This is a genomic window from Arthrobacter silviterrae, from assembly GCF_011045165.1.
Lineage (GTDB): Bacteria > Actinomycetota > Actinomycetes > Actinomycetales > Micrococcaceae > Specibacter > Specibacter silviterrae.
The window spans coordinates 120767-136845 of sequence record NZ_JAAKZI010000003.1; the positions used below are offsets into that span (position 1 = coordinate 120767).

At 67.2% G+C, this 16079-nt stretch carries 17 protein-coding genes; 15 read left to right on the forward strand and 2 right to left on the reverse strand.

Features of this window, described 5'->3' with window-relative positions:
- Nucleotides 1–28: 28 nt before the first annotated feature.
- The gene (locus tag G6N77_RS03355) at nt 29–820 is read left to right on the forward strand and encodes a GNAT family N-acetyltransferase (RefSeq protein ID WP_165180591.1); all 792 of its coding nucleotides are present in this window, start codon (nt 29–31) and stop codon (nt 818–820) included.
- Nucleotides 821–911: 91 nt separating this feature from the next.
- Here the strand turns inward: G6N77_RS03355 and G6N77_RS03360 are convergent, their stop codons facing one another.
- Nucleotides 912–1568, reverse strand: a complete 657-nt coding sequence (locus G6N77_RS03360) for an acVLRF1 family peptidyl-tRNA hydrolase (RefSeq protein ID WP_306986669.1) — start codon at nt 1566–1568, stop codon at nt 912–914.
- A gap of 57 nt (nt 1569–1625) precedes the next feature.
- On the opposite strand from G6N77_RS03360, the gene G6N77_RS03365 reads away from it, so the two are divergent.
- The 14 genes from G6N77_RS03365 to nusB all read left to right on the forward strand — a co-directional run bounded on the left by G6N77_RS03365 (nt 1626) and on the right by nusB (nt 14701).
- Nucleotides 1626–3062 (forward strand): replication-associated recombination protein A, encoded by a 1437-nt coding sequence (locus tag G6N77_RS03365; RefSeq protein WP_165180592.1) that lies wholly within the window; start codon nt 1626–1628, stop codon nt 3060–3062.
- A 253-nt stretch (nt 3063–3315) separates the two neighbouring features.
- On the forward strand, nt 3316–3942 hold the full coding sequence (gene rpsD, locus G6N77_RS03370; RefSeq protein ID WP_165180593.1) for a 30S ribosomal protein S4: 627 nt from the start codon (nt 3316–3318) through the stop codon (nt 3940–3942).
- 132 nt (nt 3943–4074) lie between these two features.
- Nucleotides 4075–4449: a DUF948 domain-containing protein gene (locus tag G6N77_RS03375; RefSeq protein WP_165180594.1), complete on the forward strand. Its 375-nt coding sequence runs from the start codon at nt 4075–4077 to the stop codon at nt 4447–4449.
- A gap of 27 nt (nt 4450–4476) precedes the next feature.
- The gene (locus G6N77_RS03380; protein ID WP_165180595.1) at nt 4477–4713 is read left to right on the forward strand and encodes a hypothetical protein; all 237 of its coding nucleotides are present in this window, start codon (nt 4477–4479) and stop codon (nt 4711–4713) included.
- 145 nt (nt 4714–4858) lie between these two features.
- Nucleotides 4859–7537 (forward strand): alanine--tRNA ligase, encoded by a 2679-nt coding sequence (alaS, locus tag G6N77_RS03385; protein ID WP_165180596.1) that lies wholly within the window; start codon nt 4859–4861, stop codon nt 7535–7537.
- 8 nt (nt 7538–7545) lie between these two features.
- Nucleotides 7546–8139 (forward strand): Holliday junction resolvase RuvX, encoded by a 594-nt coding sequence (ruvX, locus tag G6N77_RS03390; RefSeq protein WP_165180597.1) that lies wholly within the window; start codon nt 7546–7548, stop codon nt 8137–8139.
- A complete protein-coding gene (mltG, locus tag G6N77_RS03395; RefSeq protein ID WP_165180598.1) occupies nt 8132–9337 on the forward strand; it encodes an endolytic transglycosylase MltG in 1206 nt (401 codons plus the stop codon). Before ruvX ends, mltG begins: the two co-directional genes overlap by 8 nt.
- Nucleotides 9338–10234, forward strand: coding sequence for a shikimate dehydrogenase (locus G6N77_RS03400; RefSeq protein ID WP_205677946.1), 897 nt, complete (start codon nt 9338–9340; stop codon nt 10232–10234). It begins immediately after the preceding gene.
- A 29-nt stretch (nt 10235–10263) separates the two neighbouring features.
- Nucleotides 10264–11463, forward strand: coding sequence for a chorismate synthase (gene aroC / locus G6N77_RS03405; protein ID WP_165180599.1), 1200 nt, complete (start codon nt 10264–10266; stop codon nt 11461–11463).
- A gap of 71 nt (nt 11464–11534) precedes the next feature.
- Nucleotides 11535–12041, forward strand: coding sequence for a shikimate kinase (locus G6N77_RS03410; RefSeq protein ID WP_240901641.1), 507 nt, complete (start codon nt 11535–11537; stop codon nt 12039–12041).
- Nucleotides 12038–13129: a 3-dehydroquinate synthase gene (gene aroB / locus G6N77_RS03415; protein ID WP_165180601.1), complete on the forward strand. Its 1092-nt coding sequence runs from the start codon at nt 12038–12040 to the stop codon at nt 13127–13129. The genes G6N77_RS03410 and aroB overlap by 4 nt, the downstream gene beginning before the upstream one ends.
- The gene (locus tag G6N77_RS03420; RefSeq protein ID WP_165180602.1) at nt 13130–13630 is read left to right on the forward strand and encodes a tetratricopeptide repeat protein; all 501 of its coding nucleotides are present in this window, start codon (nt 13130–13132) and stop codon (nt 13628–13630) included. It abuts the gene before it with no gap.
- Nucleotides 13631–13691: 61 nt separating this feature from the next.
- On the forward strand, nt 13692–14255 hold the full coding sequence (efp, locus tag G6N77_RS03425) for an elongation factor P (protein ID WP_165180603.1): 564 nt from the start codon (nt 13692–13694) through the stop codon (nt 14253–14255).
- Nucleotides 14255–14701, forward strand: a complete 447-nt coding sequence (gene nusB / locus G6N77_RS03430) for a transcription antitermination factor NusB (RefSeq protein WP_165180604.1) — start codon at nt 14255–14257, stop codon at nt 14699–14701. Before efp ends, nusB begins: the two co-directional genes overlap by 1 nt.
- Nucleotides 14702–14774: 73 nt before the next feature.
- On the opposite strand, the gene G6N77_RS03435 is transcribed toward nusB, so the two are convergent.
- Nucleotides 14775–15914 (reverse strand): PrsW family intramembrane metalloprotease, encoded by a 1140-nt coding sequence (locus G6N77_RS03435; RefSeq protein ID WP_165180605.1) that lies wholly within the window; start codon nt 15912–15914, stop codon nt 14775–14777.
- Nucleotides 15915–16079 lie beyond the last annotated feature (165 nt).

A 16079-nucleotide genomic window follows, 5' to 3' on the forward strand; every position in this document is an offset into this window, starting at 1 on the left:
GGTGGCCGCCGGGGCCTACCATGTGGACATGGATGAACAACGCCTGGACCTGCTGGAATCGCTCATGGCTGCGGCCTGGCCCGCCCTGGAAAGTTCGACGGCGGACGGCTGGGTTTTGCGGTCGGCCGGCGGGGTCACCCAGCGCGCCAACTCCATTTGGCCCGCGGAATCCACCAGTGACGGGCCGGCCGCCCTGAGGACCGCGGAAAACTGGTACGCCGCACGGCGCCAGCCCGTCATCTTCCAATTGACCCGCCGGGAGGAAAATGCGCCGCTGGAGTCATTCCTGGACACGCGGGGCTACTCGAAGCAGTCCGAGACCATCGTCATGACGGCGCCGGTCACGCCTTCAGTGCCTCTCCCGGTGGCGCCCGCCGCAAAAGGCGCCGCCCTGCGCGTGGAAGTTGGGGACGCGCCGTCGGACGAGTGGCTCGAGCTCTGGTGGCGGGTGGACGGCAGGGGAGGGGAAGCGGAAAAGGTGATCGCGCGGCAGGTGCTGTTGGGGGCCACCTCCCTGTACGCCACTGCGCGCAATGGGGAGGGTGTTGCCGTGGGCACGGGCCGGTTGACGCTCGTGGAAGGCTGGGCCGGCGTGTACTGCATGGCCACGCACCCGGACTTCCGGCGGCAGGGAGTGGCGTCGGCAGTGCTGGCGGAACTGGTGCGGCAGGCGTCTGCGGCCGGAGCTGCCGCACTGTGGCTCATGGTGACGGCGGCCAACACGGGAGCACAAGCCCTGTACGGCGCGGCGGGATTCGCCGAGGCCGGCCGCTACCACTACAGGCAGGCCCCTCTTCGGCGGGCGTTCGGCGCCTGCTGACTCGGCGTCCCGTTCCGGCCCCGTCCCTGCGCGAGGTAGCGGGTGCGCGCCGAAACCCGTCCGCCTGGGGGCGAGTCTCGGCGCGGAACCGCTATCTCGGCGCCGAAGGCGGGTCGGTGACCTGGATGCGGATGGCGGAAAAGTCCGCGGCGGCCCGGACCAGCACTGCCATGTTCGGGTCGGGCACGGGCAGGGGCGCCAGGCGCGGGCGGGCGGCAAATGGCCGCAGGAGGGGTTCGGCCAGGACGGCGTCGACCAGGGCCTTGTCACCACCGGTGGCCAGGTATTCAAAGGGCCCGGACGCGAAAATGCGGGCGGCTTCCTCGGCAGCCTTGACCACCAGTGCATCGGCCTGGTTGCCGCGGCGCCGGGCGAACCGGTGCTGTGACTGGCCGCCGGCAGCCGTGCGCGACTGTATGTACTTGGTGCCGCACTTGTGGGCCAGGAGCGTTCCGCCCACGGCGGTGCCCACGGCATATCCGCCACGGCGCACCAGCACCAGGCCCATGGACCGTTCCTGGGATGCCAGCGACACAAGGCGGTCCAGCAACGTGGCACCGCGCCCGGGCCGGCCGGCGTCGGGCCAGGGAGGTGAGAGCAGCGCAACGGCGCCGTCCAGCATGGCCAGCCTGACGCCGTCGTCCGTGTCTTGGAGGACGTCCAGGCCTCCATGCGCAGCGGAGAACCTGTCCACCCAGCCGGTGAGCCGGGCGGCGGGGACAAAGGCTGTGCGGGTTGGCGGGGTCACCCCAGCCACGATACCGGGCGCGGCCCGGGCAGGCGGTGCGGCGGATAGGCTAAGGGGGTGACTGACCTTTTTGACAGTGCGTTTTGGGACGACGACGGGGACGACGGACCCGCGTCCCCCTTCGCCTCCGCGCCTGACACGGGATCGCGGCCTCGCAGCCCGCTGGCCGTCCGCATGCGCCCGCGCAGCCTGGAAGAAGTGGTGGGCCAGCAGCACCTGTTGGGGCCCGGGTCCCCCCTGCAGCTGCTGGCCGGTGGCGGCACGTCCGGCGGCCCGGCCGGCCCGGCGTCCGTCATGCTGTGGGGGCCTCCTGGAACGGGGAAGACCACCCTGGCCCACGTCATCGCACGCGGACCCGGGCGAAAGTTTGTCGAACTTTCCGCCATCACGGCGGGCGTCAAGGACGTGCGGCGGGTCATGGACCAGGCCCTCACGGACCGGGACCTGCACGGGCGCACCACGGTCCTGTTCCTCGACGAGATCCATCGCTTCAACAAGGCCCAGCAGGACGCCCTGCTGCCCGGGGTGGAAAACCGCTGGGTGGTGCTCATTGCGGCCACCACGGAAAACCCGTCCTTCTCCGTGGTCTCACCCCTGCTCTCGCGCTCCATCCTCCTCACCCTCAAGCCCCTGACCAACGACGACATCCGCGGGCTGGTGGAGCGTGCCGTCACCGACCCCCGGGGTCTGGACGGCATGGTCACGCTCACGGAGGAGGCGCTGGACCACCTGGTGTGGCTGGCCAGCGGCGATGCGCGCCGCGCGCTGACCACGCTGGAGGCGGCCGCCGGGGTGGCGCTGTCGGAAAGGTCTGCAGGAGAGGCCGGCGGCGATGCGCCGGTCGCCATTGACCTGGCCATTGCCGAACGGGCCATTGATGCCGCTGCCGTTCGCTACGACAGGGCAGGGGACCAGCACTACGACATCATCAGCGCCTTCATCAAGTCGGTGCGGGGCTCCGACGTTGACGCGGCCCTGCACTACCTGGCCCGCATGCTCGAGGCCGGTGAGGACCCCCGTTTCATCAGCCGCCGCATCATGATCTCGGCCGCCGAGGACGTTGGCATGGCCGATCCCACCGCACTGCAAACTGCAGTCGCAGCGGCCCAGGCGGTGGCCCTGATCGGCATGCCCGAGGCAAGGATCATTCTGGCGGAGGCCGTGGTCCACGTTGCCACGGCGCCGAAGTCAAACGCCGCCTACATGGGCATCAATGCCGCCCTGGCCGATGTCCGGGCGGGCAAGGGAACCATGGTTCCGGCGCCGCTGCGCGACGCCCACTACGCAGGCTCTGCCGCGCTGGGCCACGGCAAGGGGTACATCTACTCCCATGATTCCCCGCACTCCATCGCCACCCAGCAGTACCCGCCGGACGACCTGGTGGGCCGCAACTACTATGTCCCGACCGCCAACGGATACGAACGCGACATGGGCGTGCGCATGGAACGGCTGCGCGCGATCATCCGCGGCACGTCCCCGGCGTCGGGCACGTAGCGCCCGGGACCCAGCGCCCGGCAATTACGGGTCTCACGGCGTCGGGCAGGCAGCCGGGCAGGTGGTAAAGTTGATGGCGCACTGGCAAGCCCCGGCTCCATGTCCAACTCCCTGAATCATTCACGGCCCAGCGCCGCGGTTTGAAAGGCGTGGGTGGCCATGCCCGGGTGCTGTAGCGAAGAGGCCGCAATAGCCTCAACTCTCCACAATGGAGGCCAGACATACATGTATTGCAAATATTGGAAGGACACAAGTGGCTAACAACACACGTGCCCGCCGTCAGGCCCGCCTTTCGCGGTCCCTCGGCATTGCCCTGACCCCCAAGGCCGCCAAGTACCTCGAGCGCCGTCCGTACGGCCCCGGTGAGCATGGCCGCGCCCGCAAGAAGCAGGACAGCGACTACGCAGTCCGCCTGCGCGAAAAGCAGCGCCTGCGTGCCCAGTACGGCATCCGCGAAGCACAGATGACCCGTGCCTTCGAAGAAGCCAAGCACACCAAGGGCATGACCGGTGAAAACCTGGTCGAGATCCTGGAAACCCGCCTGGACGCCCTGGTCCTGCGTGCCGGCTTTGCCCGCACCACCGCCCAGGCACGCCAGCTGGTTGTGCACCGCCACATCATGGTTGACGGCGCCCGCGTGGACCGCCCGTCGTTCCGCGTTGCCGAGGGTCAGCTGATCCACGTGCACCCGCGCAGCCAGACCATGGTTCCCCTGCAGCTTGCCGCTGCCGGCGCGCACCGCGACGTGCTCCCTGCCGTCCCGGCCTACTTGGATGTGAAGCTGGAGAGCCTGCAGGCCCGCCTGGTTCGCAAGCCCAAGCGCGTCGAGGTTCCCGTAACCTGTGAAGAGCAGCTGGTCGTTGAATTCTACTCGCGCTAAACCGTGAGCGGGATGTAGGGCCGGATCGCTCCGGCCCCACCTCGAAAGCAGCCCGTGGCACGCGCCGCGGGCTGCTTTTTAGTAAGGTACGTATGGGTAACATCTGGCTATTCGGAAATGAGGCGGCCCTCCATGACTGGTGGAGACATTGCAGGACTGATTGCAGCGGGGGTATTTGCCATCCTGGTTGCCCTTTTGGCCGTGCCGATCTTCAAGCTGGGCAAGGTGTTTGACGAAATCCGTGTGACCATCCGCCAGATCGGGGACGGCACCACACCCCTCATTGACGAAGTCACCACCACGGTTGCCACCACCAACACACAGCTGGGCAAGGTGGACGGGATTTCCAGCAACATTTCCGACGCCACGGCAAACATCTCGGCGCTGTCCTCCCTGCTGGCCGCCACGGTGGGATCCCCGGTCATCAAGATTGCAGCCTTCTCCTACGGCGTGCGCCAGGCCTTTGCCGGGCGCGACAAAAGCGTCCGCGCACGCCGCAGCCGCTAACGTCCACAGGTTTTTGGAAAGGCACGCATGAAAAAGATCTTCTGGCTTGGCCTCGGCATCACCGTCGGCGTCCTGGCCGCACGCAAGGTGGCCGCCGCGAAAGGCGCCATTGGCCCGGACGGCCTCAATCGCGCCGTGGGCAGGGCGGCCGACGCCGTCCACGACTTCGCGGACGCCCTGCGCGAGAACATGGACCACCGTGAATCGGAGCTCCGGGGAGCACTGGGCCTGGACCCGGACCGTCCCGTGGGCCCCCGCCACTAAGAGCTGCAGCCGCACCGCAGCGCCGCGCCACCGCCCCGGGGCGGCGGAACCACGGGGCCGCCCCGGTACCGGGTGCAGGACGCCCGGCATTGCCCGGGCCACGAATTTTTGAACCGTTTTCACTATTGAAGGAGCCACCAGGCTAATGAAATCCCACGAAATTGCAGAGCGCTGGATTGAGTTCTTCACCAGTAAGGGCCACACCCCCGTGCCCTCGGCGTCGCTGATCTCGTCGGATCCCTCGCTGCTGTTTACTGTGGCCGGCATGGTGCCCTTTATCCCGTACCTCACGGCCCGCGAGGAGCCGCCCTACAAGCGCGCCACCAGCGTGCAGAAGTGCATCCGCACCGGCGACATCGACGAGGTCGGCAAGACCGTCCGCCACGGCACCTTCTTCCAGATGTGCGGCAACTTCTCCTTTGGCGACTACTTCAAGGAAACCGCCATCCCCTACGCCTGGGAGCTGCTCACCACACCCCTGGCCGACGGCGGCTTCGGGCTTCCCGTGGACAGGCTCTGGGTCACCGTCTACACCGAGGATGAAGAGGCGCTGGCGATTTGGCGGGACACGGTGGGCGTGGCCCCCGACCGCATCCAGCGCATCGGCAAGGAAGACAACTACTGGTCCACCGGCCAGCCCGGCCCGGCCGGCCCCTGCTCGGAAATTTTCTACGACCGCGGTCCAGAATACGGCGTGGAGGGCGGCCCCGTCGCCGACGAGACCCGCTACATCGAAATCTGGAACCTCGTGTTCATGCAATACCAGATCGACAACGTCACCTCCAAGGTTGACTTTGACGTGGTTGGCGAGCTTCCCAACAAGAACATTGACACGGGCCTGGGCCTGGAGCGCCTCTCCATGATCCTCCAGGGCGTGGAAAACATGTATGAAACGGACCAGGTGCGCCCCGTCCTGGACAAGGCCGCCGAACTCTCCGGCAAGGACTACACCTCCACCGAAGACCCGGCAGACCCCCACCATGTGGACGACGTCCGCATGCGCGTGGTGGCGGACCACATCCGGTCCTCCCTCATGTTGATTTCCGACGGCGTGACCCCCTCCAACGAGGGCCGCGGCTATGTGCTGCGCCGTTTGATCCGCCGTGCCGTGCGCGCCATGCGCCTGCTGGGCGTGGAAACCGCCGTCCTGCCCGAGCTGCTGCCTGTTTCCCGGGACGCCATGAAGGGCGCCTACCCGGCCGTGGAAGCCGACTTCGCCCGCATTGCCCGGATCGCCTACGCCGAGGAACGATCCTTCCTGCGCACCATTGCCAGCGGAACCGCCCGGCTGGAAGAGGCCGTGAAGGAATCCAAGGCCGCACACACGAGCCTGTCCGGCGCTGAAGCCTTCGCCCTGCACGACACCTACGGCTTCCCCATTGACCTCACGCTGGAAATGGCCGGCGAGGCCGGCCTGGCCGTGGACGAGGCAGGTTTCCGCGCCCTCATGCTTGAGCAGCGCGACCGCGCCCGGAAGGACGCCAAGTCCAAGAAGAGCGGGCACGCCGACCTGTCGGTGTTCCACGAACTCCATGCCCAGGGCGAGACGGTCTTCACCGGCTACACGGAGCTGGAAGGGCAGGGCCGGGTGCGGTCCCTGCTCTCCAACGGCCATCCCGTGGCCCACGCCAGCACGGGGGATGAGATTTCCATTGTCCTGGACGAAACCCCGTTCTACGCCGAGGCAGGCGGGCAGGCAGCGGACACCGGCCTGATCACCGGCGATGGCTTCGTCGTGGAAGTGCTGGACGTCCAGCGTCCCATCAAGGGCCTGAGCGTCCACCAGGCGATCGTGCGGGAGGGCGAACTGCCGGCGGATGCCCTGGTTCACGCCGCCGTCGACCGTCAGCGGCGCCATGCTGCCGAGCAGGCCCACACCGGCACGCACATCGTTCATGCGGCCCTGCACCAGATCCTCGGCCCGGAAGCCCTGCAGCGCGGCTCCTTCAACAAGGCCGGCTACCTCCGCTTCGACTTCTCCTGGGGCGAGGGGCTGAGCACTGCAACGCGTTCGGAGATCGAGGAAGTTTCCAACATAGCCATCCGCAACAACTACCGTGTCACCACCACCGTCATGCCCCTGGCGGCAGCCAAGGCACTCGGTGCCACCGCCCTGTTTGGCGAAAACTACGGCTCCGAGGTGCGCGTGGTGGAGATCGACGGTGCGTGGTCCCGCGAGCTGTGCGGCGGCACCCACGTGGAAAGCACCTCCAGGATCGGTTCGCTCACGCTCCTCGGTGAACAGTCCGTAGGGTCCGGGAACCGACGCGTGGAGGCCTTCGTGGGCATGGACGCGTTCCGGCACCTGGCCGCCGAGCGTGCCCTGGTGACGTCGCTGACCGACATGCTCAAGGTCCCCTCGAACCTCCTGCAGGAGCGGGTCGCCGCCACGCTGGCCAAGCTCAAGCATGCCGAAAAGGAGCTGGAGCGCCTGCGCAAGGACCAGCTTGCCGCGGCAGCCGGCGCCCTGGTGGGCACGGCCGTGGACGCCGCCGGCGTGCGGCTCATAGCGCACGACGCCGGTGACGTCACCAGCGCCGACGACCTCCGCGGCCTGGCCCTTGACCTGCGCCAGCGGCTGGGTTCCGCCGCAGCCACGGTGGCCGTGGCGGGCACCAGCAACGGCCGCCCTGTCATCCTGGTCGCCACCAACGAGGCCGCCCGTGCGGCGGGCGTGAAGGCCGGGGCGCTGGTGAAGCTTGCCGCCGGCGTGCTGGGCGGCGGCGGCGGCGGCAAGCCGGACCTGGCCCAGGGCGGCGGCACGGACACGGCGGCAATCCCGGCCGCGCTGGCCGGCATCGCGGACTCCATCAAGAACCGGTAGGCGGGCGCGTGGAGCCGCGGACGTATCCGCACGGCGTGAAGCTGGGCATTGACGTGGGCCTGGTCCGCGTGGGCCTGGCCTCCTGCGACCCCGACGGGATCCTGGCCACACCCGTGAAGACACTTTCCCGGGACGCCAAGAGGAACTCGGACATCAAGGTGGTGGTGAAGGAAGTTCAGGCGCGGGCTGCCGTCGAAGTTTTTGTGGGGCTGCCCCGCACGCTCCGGGGAGAGGAAAAGGCGTCAGCCGCAATGGCCCGCAGCTACGCCGCGCTCCTTGTCGAAGCCCTCGCAGGTGCCGGGCAGCAGGTGCCCGTGCGCTTGATTGACGAGCGCCTCACCACGGTCAGCGCCCACCATGCGCTCCATGCGGCTGGCCTCGGCAGCCGTGAACACCGTAAAGTGGTAGATCAAGTAGCGGCCGTTGGCATCCTCCAACAGGCCCTTGACATGCAAAAGGCGCGCAACGCCACCGTTGGGGAACTGGTGCGCGCCGAGGACCGGGGCACCCAGGCAGGTGCCGGCCGGTCCGACACAGAAGAAGGTTCAGCCATCTCCAGCCCAACACCGGCGTCCTCACCGGGAGGATGCGACCATGAATGAAGTTTTCCACGAGGCACGCCACGGGGCGCACGCCGCCGACAGCGCCGACTACGAGTGGGCCGAAGAGCACGCCGAAACGGAACATTACTTCCAGGAGCATCCCCTGCCGTCGCGGCGCAGCACCCGCGTCTCCAAGCGGGTCCGCAGGCGCCGGCGCACCGTCATCTTCCTGATAGTCCTTGCCCTTTTTGCCGTCGTCGTCTTCTTTGTGGTGCAGACCATCAAGCCCATGCTTGGCGGCTTCACCCCGGCCGACTATCCCGGCCCCGGCACGGGCACTGTCCAGGTGGTGGTCCCCGACGGCTCCTCCGCCAGAAGCGTGGCGACGGAACTGCGATCCGACGACGTGGTGGCCAGTGAGCAGTCCTTCCTTGACGCCCTGGCAGCCGCCAACGGCACCGGCTCCCTCCAACCCGGATCCTTCGCCATGAAGAAGCAAATGAAGGCCTCGGACGCCGTGGCCGTGCTCCTGGCCGGGGACCTGTCCAAGGTCCACTATGCGGCGGTGGCGCAAAACCTGCGCCTCGGGGAGACCCTTGACGTCCTGGCCAAGGGCACGGGAATTCCGAAGGGGGACTTTGAAAAGCTCGCCTCCGATCCAGCCGCCTTTGGGCTGCCTGCCGCGGCCAAGAACCTTGAAGGCTACCTTTCGCCCGGCGAGTACCGCTTCCCCATTGAGCTCGATGCGAAGGGCATCCTGAAGGAAATGGTGGCGGCGACCCAAAAGAACCTGGCCGCTGCCGGGGTCAGCGACCCGGCCCAGCAGTACAAGGTCCTGACGATTGCCAGCATCATCGAGTTTGAGGGCAATGCGGCCAACTATGCCGAGATTTCCGGTGCCATTGAAAACCGAATCAACAATCCCAACGGCGAAACGCACGGCTACCTGCAGTCGGACGCCACCGTGGCGTACGGGCTGGGCATCAAGTCCTACAACCTGAGCCAGGCCCAAAAGGACGACAAGGCCAACCTGTACAACACCTACGCCCACCCCGGCCTGCCCGTAGGCCCGATCGGCTCCCCGGGAGGGGCCGCCATCGAGGCCGCCGCGCACCCGCAGAGCAACCCGTACTACTTCTGGGTGACGGTCAACCTGAAGACCGGCGAGACGCTTTACGCGGCAACATACGCCGAGCACCTGCAAAACGTGGCCAAGTACACGGCCTGGTGTGCAGCGAATCCGGGGGAATGCAAGTAGATGCCAGTGTTCCGCCAGGGCGCAGTGCTGGGGCACCCCATTGGGCACTCCAAGTCGCCGGCCCTCCACAATGCCGCCTATGCCGTCCTGGGACTCGACTACAGCTACACGGCCATCGATGTCCAGGTGCACCAGTTCCCGGCCTTCCTTGACCAGGTCCGCTCCGACGGCAGCTGGTACGGCCTGTCCGTCACCATGCCGCTGAAGAATGCGGCGGCACAACTGGCGGATGGGCTGACTGACGTGGCCGCAGCATTGGGCTCCGTCAACACCCTGGTTGCCTCCAGGACGGACGACGGCGGCACCAGGTTCCTGGGGGACAATACGGACGTGGCGGGGATTGTGAACGCCCTGCGGCAGGCCGGGGTGGCACCGCGCCCCCGGGCCGCAGTGCTGGGCGGGGGCGGCACGGCCGTTTCAGCCGTCGCCGCCATGGCACGGCTCGGGGCGCCGGAAGTGGACATCTTCGTCCGGGACACCGGCCGCAGCTCAGCGGCCCTGGCCGTGGCCGCGCGGCTGGGCGTGCCCGCCCGGCTGGTGCCCTACAGAGGTGCGGCCCAGGCATTGGCGGGGTACGGCGTCGTGGTTTCAACGCTGCCGCCCCAGGCCGCGGACCCGCTGGCGCAGGAACTCCCCGCCAGCTTGGGGAAAATGTCCGGGGCATGCCTGCTGGACGTTGCCTACGATCCGTGGCCCAGCGCACTGGCTGCGGCATGGGAGCGGGCCGGCGGGACCGTGGTGCCCGGGATTGAAATGCTTTTGTACCAGGGCGTGGAGCAGGCCCTGATGTTTGCCGCCGCCGGGGGACACGGGGACGCGGCCGCCGGGCGGACGGGGGAACTCATCAATGTGATGTGCGACGCACTTGGGCTGGAGCATCGCACGCAGCACAAGTAGCTGGGCCAGAACATGGCAAGATGGAGCGTATGTTGCGTTGGTTGACCGCCGGAGAGTCTCATGGCCCGGCCCTTGTGGGAATTATCGAAGGCGTGCCGGCCGGGGTGGAGCTCAGCAGCGCCATGGTCACGGACGCCCTGGCCCGGCGCCGGCTCGGCTACGGCCGTGGCGCCCGGATGAAATTTGAGCAGGACGCAGTCACCATCCTGGGCGGCGTGCGCCACGGGGTGACCCAGGGCGGGCCCGTTGCGATCCAGATCGGCAACTCCGAATGGCCCAAATGGGAACAGGTAATGTCCGCGGATGCCGTGGACGTCGGCGAACTCGCCGAGCAGGCGCGCAACGCGCCCCTCACGCGGCCCCGGCCCGGCCATGCCGACTTCACCGGCATGCAAAAGTACGGTTTTGACGAGGCGCGCCCCGTGCTGGAGAGGGCCAGTGCGCGCGAAACGGCCACCCGCGTGGCACTGGGCGCCGTTGCCGCGCAGATGCTGGCCGCCGTGGGCGTGCACTTGGTCAGCCACACCGTCCAAATTGCCGCCGTCGCTTCCCCCGACGGGGCGCCGCTGCCTACCTTCCCCGATGTGGCCGCGCTCGACGCCGACCCGCTGCGGTGCTTCGATGCAGCAACCTCCGCCGCGATGGTGGCCGAAGTTGATGCCGCGCACAAGGAAGGCGAAACCCTAGGCGGCGTTGTGGAGGTGCTGGCCTACGGCCTGCCGCCGGGACTGGGCAGCTACGTCCACTGGGACCGGCGCCTGGATTCGCGCCTGGCCGGGGCCCTCATGGGCATCCAGGCCATCAAGGGCGTGGAGGTGGGCGACGGCTTTGCCACGGCTGCCCGCCGCGGCTCCGCAGCCCACGACGAGATCCTGCGGGACGAATCCGGACGCATCATCCGCACCAGCAACCGCGCAGGCGGCATTGAAGGCGGCATGAGCATCGGCGACGTGCTGCGCGTGCGCGCTGCCATGAAGCCCATTGCCACGGTGCCGCGCGCCCTGAAGACCATAGACATTGCCACCGGGGAGCCGGCCAAGGCCCACCACCAGCGCTCGGACGTGTGCGCCGTGCCGGCGGCAGGCGTTGTGGCAGAGGCCATGTGCGCACTGGTCCTCGCCGATGCCCTCGTGGAGAAGTTTGGCGGGGACTCCATTGCTGAAACCAAGCGCAACATGGACTCCTACCTGGCCGCGATCCCGGCCAATCTGGACACGCTGGGGCACTGATGGCGGCGGGGACGGAACAAGACCGGGCGCCACGGTTCGTGCCTGTCCGTCCCATCGTCATGGTGGGGCCGATGGCCGTTGGCAAGTCCGTGATCGGTGCGGAGCTGGCCCGCGTGCTTGGCGTGGACTTCATCGACACCGACCAGCGCATCGTCGCCAAGCACGGGCCCATCCCGCGCATCTTCGGGGCCAGGGGGGAGCACCACTTCCGCCAGCTCGAGGCACGGGCGGTGGCCGACGTCCTGGACACCGACAAGCCCAAGCCGGTGGTTCTTTCCCTCGGGGGAGGGGCCGTCCTGGACACGGGCACCCAGCAGTTGCTGGGCAGGTCCACAGTGGTGTTCCTGCAGGCAACCGTGGAAACCGTGCGGGAACGGATTGTTCGCAACACCGGACGGCCGCTGCTGGCGGGGGATCCGGTCAAGGCCTGGATGCGCCTGGCAGCCGTGCGGATCCCCGTGTATTCCCGACTCGCTGACATCACCCTTGACGTCAGCAATTCAAGCGTGCCGGAGCTGGTGGCGGAACTCATCGCCATCCTGGACGCAGAACAAAGGAAAGAGAACACCGCACCGTGAATGAATTGAACACCGTCATCAAGGTCACCGGCCCGGCACCCGCCGAAAACTACGACGTCGTAGTGGGCCGGAAGCTGCTGGCCAACCTTCCCGGGCTGCTCGGCGAGAGGGTCAAACGCGTGCTGGTCATCCACCCCCGGGCGCTGCGCATGACGGGGGATGCCGTCCGTGATGACCTTGAGGCTGCCGGTTTCACGGCGCTCACGGCGGAAATTCCCGACGCCGAGGAAGGCAAGCACATCCAGGTGTCTGCCTTTTGCTGGCAGGTCCTGGGCCAAAACGACTTCACCCGCTCCGATGCGATAGTGGCCGTCGGCGGAGGTGCCGTGACCGACGTCGGCGGCTTTGTCGCCGCCACCTGGCTGCGGGGCGTGCGGGTCATCCACCTGCCCACGTCCCTGCTGGGCATGGTCGACGCATCCGTGGGCGGCAAGACGGGCATCAACACGGCAGAGGGCAAGAACCTGGTGGGCGTGTTCCACCCCCCGGCGGGCGTGCTGGTGGACCTGGACACCCTTGACACGCTGCCGAAGAACGAAATGATCTCGGGCATGGCCGAGGTGGTCAAGTGCGGCTTTATCGCGGACCCGGCAATCCTGGACCTCATCGAGGCCGATCCGGCGGCCGCTCTTGACCCCCGTTCGGACGTGCTGCGTGAACTAGTTGAACGTGCCATCGCCGTCAAGGCCAAGGTGGTGTCCGAGGACCTCAAGGAGGCCGGACTCCGGGAGACCCTGAATTACGGCCACACCCTGGGCCACGCGATTGAGCACGCCGAACGCTACTCGTGGCGCCACGGTGCCGCCGTGTCCGTCGGCATGATGTTTGCCGCGGAGCTCTCCCGCAGCGTGGGCCGGCTCAGCGACGAGGATGCGGACCGGCACCGGCGCATCCTGGACATGCTGGGACTGCCCCTGACGTACCGCAAGGACCGCTGGCAGGCGCTGCTGGACGGCATGCGCCGGGACAAGAAAACGCGCGGGGACCTGCTGCGCTTTGTGGTCCTTGACGGCATTGGCCAGCCGGGGATCCTTGAGGTGCCGGACCCGTCGCTGCTGTTTGCCGCCTACCAGGAGATTGCTTCGTAGATGTCACTCAAGGACTGGCCCTCAGCGGGCTTCCCGGGGACGGCCGTCAACCCTGAAACCCTGCTGCCCGAAGTGGTTGACGAGGACACGTGCGCCCAGGCCCTGGAACTGAGCCACGATGCAGCCGACCACGTGTTTGTGCTGCTGGCCCGCGGGCTGACTGCGGAGGCTGCGGAAATGGCCGCCGACGCCCGGGTGGCGGATCCGCAATCCATCCGGCTCCAGGTCCTGGACGCCGAGGTGCTGCGCGCCACGAAGCATTTTGACCGTGCCGAAAGGGTGCTCAAGGCGTTGATTCCCGCCGTCGCGGATTCGTCCCTGGAGGCCTGGATCCACCAGCAGCTGGGCAAGGTGTACTTTAGCAACGGCAACTTTGATGCTGCGGCCAGGAGTTTCGCCACTGCCCTGGAGCAAAGGGTGGCGGCAGGGGCGGACGCCTCCGCCATCTATTCCTCCACGGTGTCGCTGCAGCGGGCCCTGGACCTGGCCGAGCGGCAGTAGTTCCCCCATGCGGTAGTATGGTCAATGGATTTTTGATAACACTTATACGTTAGAGGCAATTGTGGCAACCACGAATGACATCAAGAACGGCACCGTTCTCAAGCTTGAGGGACAGCTGTGGAACATCATTGAGTTCCAGCACGTCAAGCCGGGCAAGGGCGGTGCCTTTGTGCGCACCAAGATGCGCAACATCCTCTCCGGCAAAGTTGTTGACAAGACCTTCAATGCGGGCCTGAAGATCGAGACCGCCACGGTTGACCGCTCGGACTATGAGTACCTGTACCAGGACGGCGAAGACTTCGTGTTCATGGACACCCAGAACTACGACCAGCTCACCGTCTCGGGCAAGACCGTTGGCGAGGCCACCAACTTCATGCTGGAAAACCTCCACGTGACGATTGCCCTGCACGAGGGGACGCCGCTCTACCTGGAACTGCCGCCGTCGGTCCAGCTGCGCATCACCTACACCGAGCCCGGCCTGCAGGGCGACCGCTCCTCCGCCGGAACCAAGCCGGCCACCGTTGAAACGGGTTACGAGATCCAGGTCCCCCTCTTCATTGACAACAACACCCTCGTCAAGGTTGACACCCGCGACGGCAGCTACCTGGGACGTGTCAGCGAGTAGTGGCAAGCACGCACAACAGCCCTTCGGGCAAACCAAATTCGGCGCGCAGCAAGGCCCGCCGCCGTGCCCTGGACATATTGTTCGAGGCTGAGCAGCGCGACGTCTCTGCCTTCTCGGCCCTGACGGCACGGCGTGAAAAGACGGACCAGGTCATCAACGTCTACACGGTGGACCTGGTGGAGGGCGTCACCGCCATGCAGGATAGCATTGACGAATTCCTGCAGACGTATTCCCAGGGCTGGACCCTCGAGCGCATGCCCGCCGTCGACCGCATCATCCTCCGGGTCGGCGCCTGGGAACTGCTCTACAACGACGACGTCCCCGACGCAGTCGCGGTGAGCGAGGCGGTGGAATTGGCGAAGACCCTGTCCACGGACGAGTCCCCCCAGTTCGTCAACGGCCTGCTGGGCCGGCTGCAGCAGATCAAGCCCACCCTGCTCGCCTAGCCCCCTCAACTGTGTGTCAGAAACTGCACTCGAATCAACTCAAAACAGTTGATTCGAGTGCAGTTTCTGACACTTAGTTGTTTAAGGGGTGCTGGGCGTGCCACACGGCGGCGGCGTGCCGGCCCAAAAGCTCGCTCCGGGCGGCCGTGGACTTGTGCAGCAGGGCAAGCTCCTGGGCCTGGGCCTCGGCAAAGCGGCGGGCCCCTGCGCTGCCGGGGCGGCCCGCGGCGTCAACCAGCAGCCGGTTCCGGGTGAAGGCCAGGCGGGTTGCCACGCGGATGAATTCCTTCATGGTGCTTCCGCCGCCAAAGGTGCGCGCCCAGGACAAGGCACGACGCCGGCCTGCACCGGTGGCGAGCATCGGCACCTCCTGCTGGCTGAACCACCCGGACGGCACATAGTCGCCCAGGCGGCGGCGTGTGAGCCGTGCCTCCGAGCGGCGCAGGAGGATGATGCCCACGAGGAACAGCACGAAGATGGGCATTTGGAGCGCGCCGTACATGATGAAGAAGTTGCCGCCCACAAATGTCATCCCGTTCCACAGCCCGTGCAGGAGCATGGCGGGGATGAGACCCACCACCCATGCCCCCAGCACCAGGGCCGTGCCGCCGTGGCGGGCTGCGTAGCCCACGCAGGCGCCCAAGGCGCCGGTGAACATGACATGGGCGAAGGGGGACATGAGCCCGCGCATCAGGAAGATGCCCACCAGCCCGCCGGCCGCGCCGTTGCTTTGGTCCAGGGCCTGGCCAAAGTAGAGAATGTTTTCCGTGAACGCAAAACCTGCGGCGATGATGCCGGCATAAACCACGCCGTCAATCGGGCCGTCAAAGGTGCGCCGGCGCAGAAAGAACAGCAGCAGCACGCCGGCGCCCTTGCACAGTTCCTCGACCAGGGGTGCCTGGATCACGGCACCCACCATGCTGGGATCGGCCGAGACGTTGCCGGCCATCAGCAGCGGCTGCACCCAGCTTCCCACCACCAGGGCCGCAATCACCGCCATTCCGGCGCCCCAGCAAAATCCGAAGGCAAGGGCGGTCTTTGGTTCCGGCTCCCAACGGTCAATCCACATCAGGGTCAGGACGCAGATGGTCAGCGGGACCAGGGCCAGGGTGCCGCAGATGAGGAAAACGCTGGCGCCGATCGAGTAGGCAAAGACTGCCAGGGTCCCCGCGGTGACCAACCCCAGCAGGCACAGCAGGATGATGTTTGTCACACGCATCCCCGTGCCGCGCCGCCGCCGGGGGGCCAGCGGTGCCGGGTGGTGCCAGTATTCAGGCGACGGGGACTGGGCCGTCCATGTTTGCCCTGCCGGTGGCTGTCCCAACTGGGCAAGCGGCGCCTGGGGAAGAGGCGCTTGGGGCGGCGCCTGCAACGGCGC

What these genes read in the sequence shown, in the direction of transcription:
- G6N77_RS03355 (WP_165180591.1), top strand. Translation starts at nt 29, where the DNA reads ATGGATGAACAACGCCTGGACCTGCTGGAATCGCTCATGGCTGCGGCC.
- G6N77_RS03375 (WP_165180594.1), top strand. Translation starts at nt 4,075, where the DNA reads ATGACTGGTGGAGACATTGCAGGACTGATTGCAGCGGGGGTATTTGCC.
- G6N77_RS03380 (WP_165180595.1), top strand. Translation starts at nt 4,477, where the DNA reads ATGAAAAAGATCTTCTGGCTTGGCCTCGGCATCACCGTCGGCGTCCTG.
- alaS (WP_165180596.1), top strand. Translation starts at nt 4,859, where the DNA reads ATGAAATCCCACGAAATTGCAGAGCGCTGGATTGAGTTCTTCACCAGT.
- mltG (WP_165180598.1), top strand. Translation starts at nt 8,132, where the DNA reads ATGAATGAAGTTTTCCACGAGGCACGCCACGGGGCGCACGCCGCCGAC.
- G6N77_RS03400 (WP_205677946.1), top strand. Translation starts at nt 9,338, where the DNA reads ATGCCAGTGTTCCGCCAGGGCGCAGTGCTGGGGCACCCCATTGGGCAC.
- aroC (WP_165180599.1), top strand. Translation starts at nt 10,264, where the DNA reads ATGTTGCGTTGGTTGACCGCCGGAGAGTCTCATGGCCCGGCCCTTGTG.
- G6N77_RS03410 (WP_240901641.1), top strand. Translation starts at nt 11,535, where the DNA reads ATGGCCGTTGGCAAGTCCGTGATCGGTGCGGAGCTGGCCCGCGTGCTT.
- G6N77_RS03420 (WP_165180602.1), top strand. Translation starts at nt 13,130, where the DNA reads ATGTCACTCAAGGACTGGCCCTCAGCGGGCTTCCCGGGGACGGCCGTC.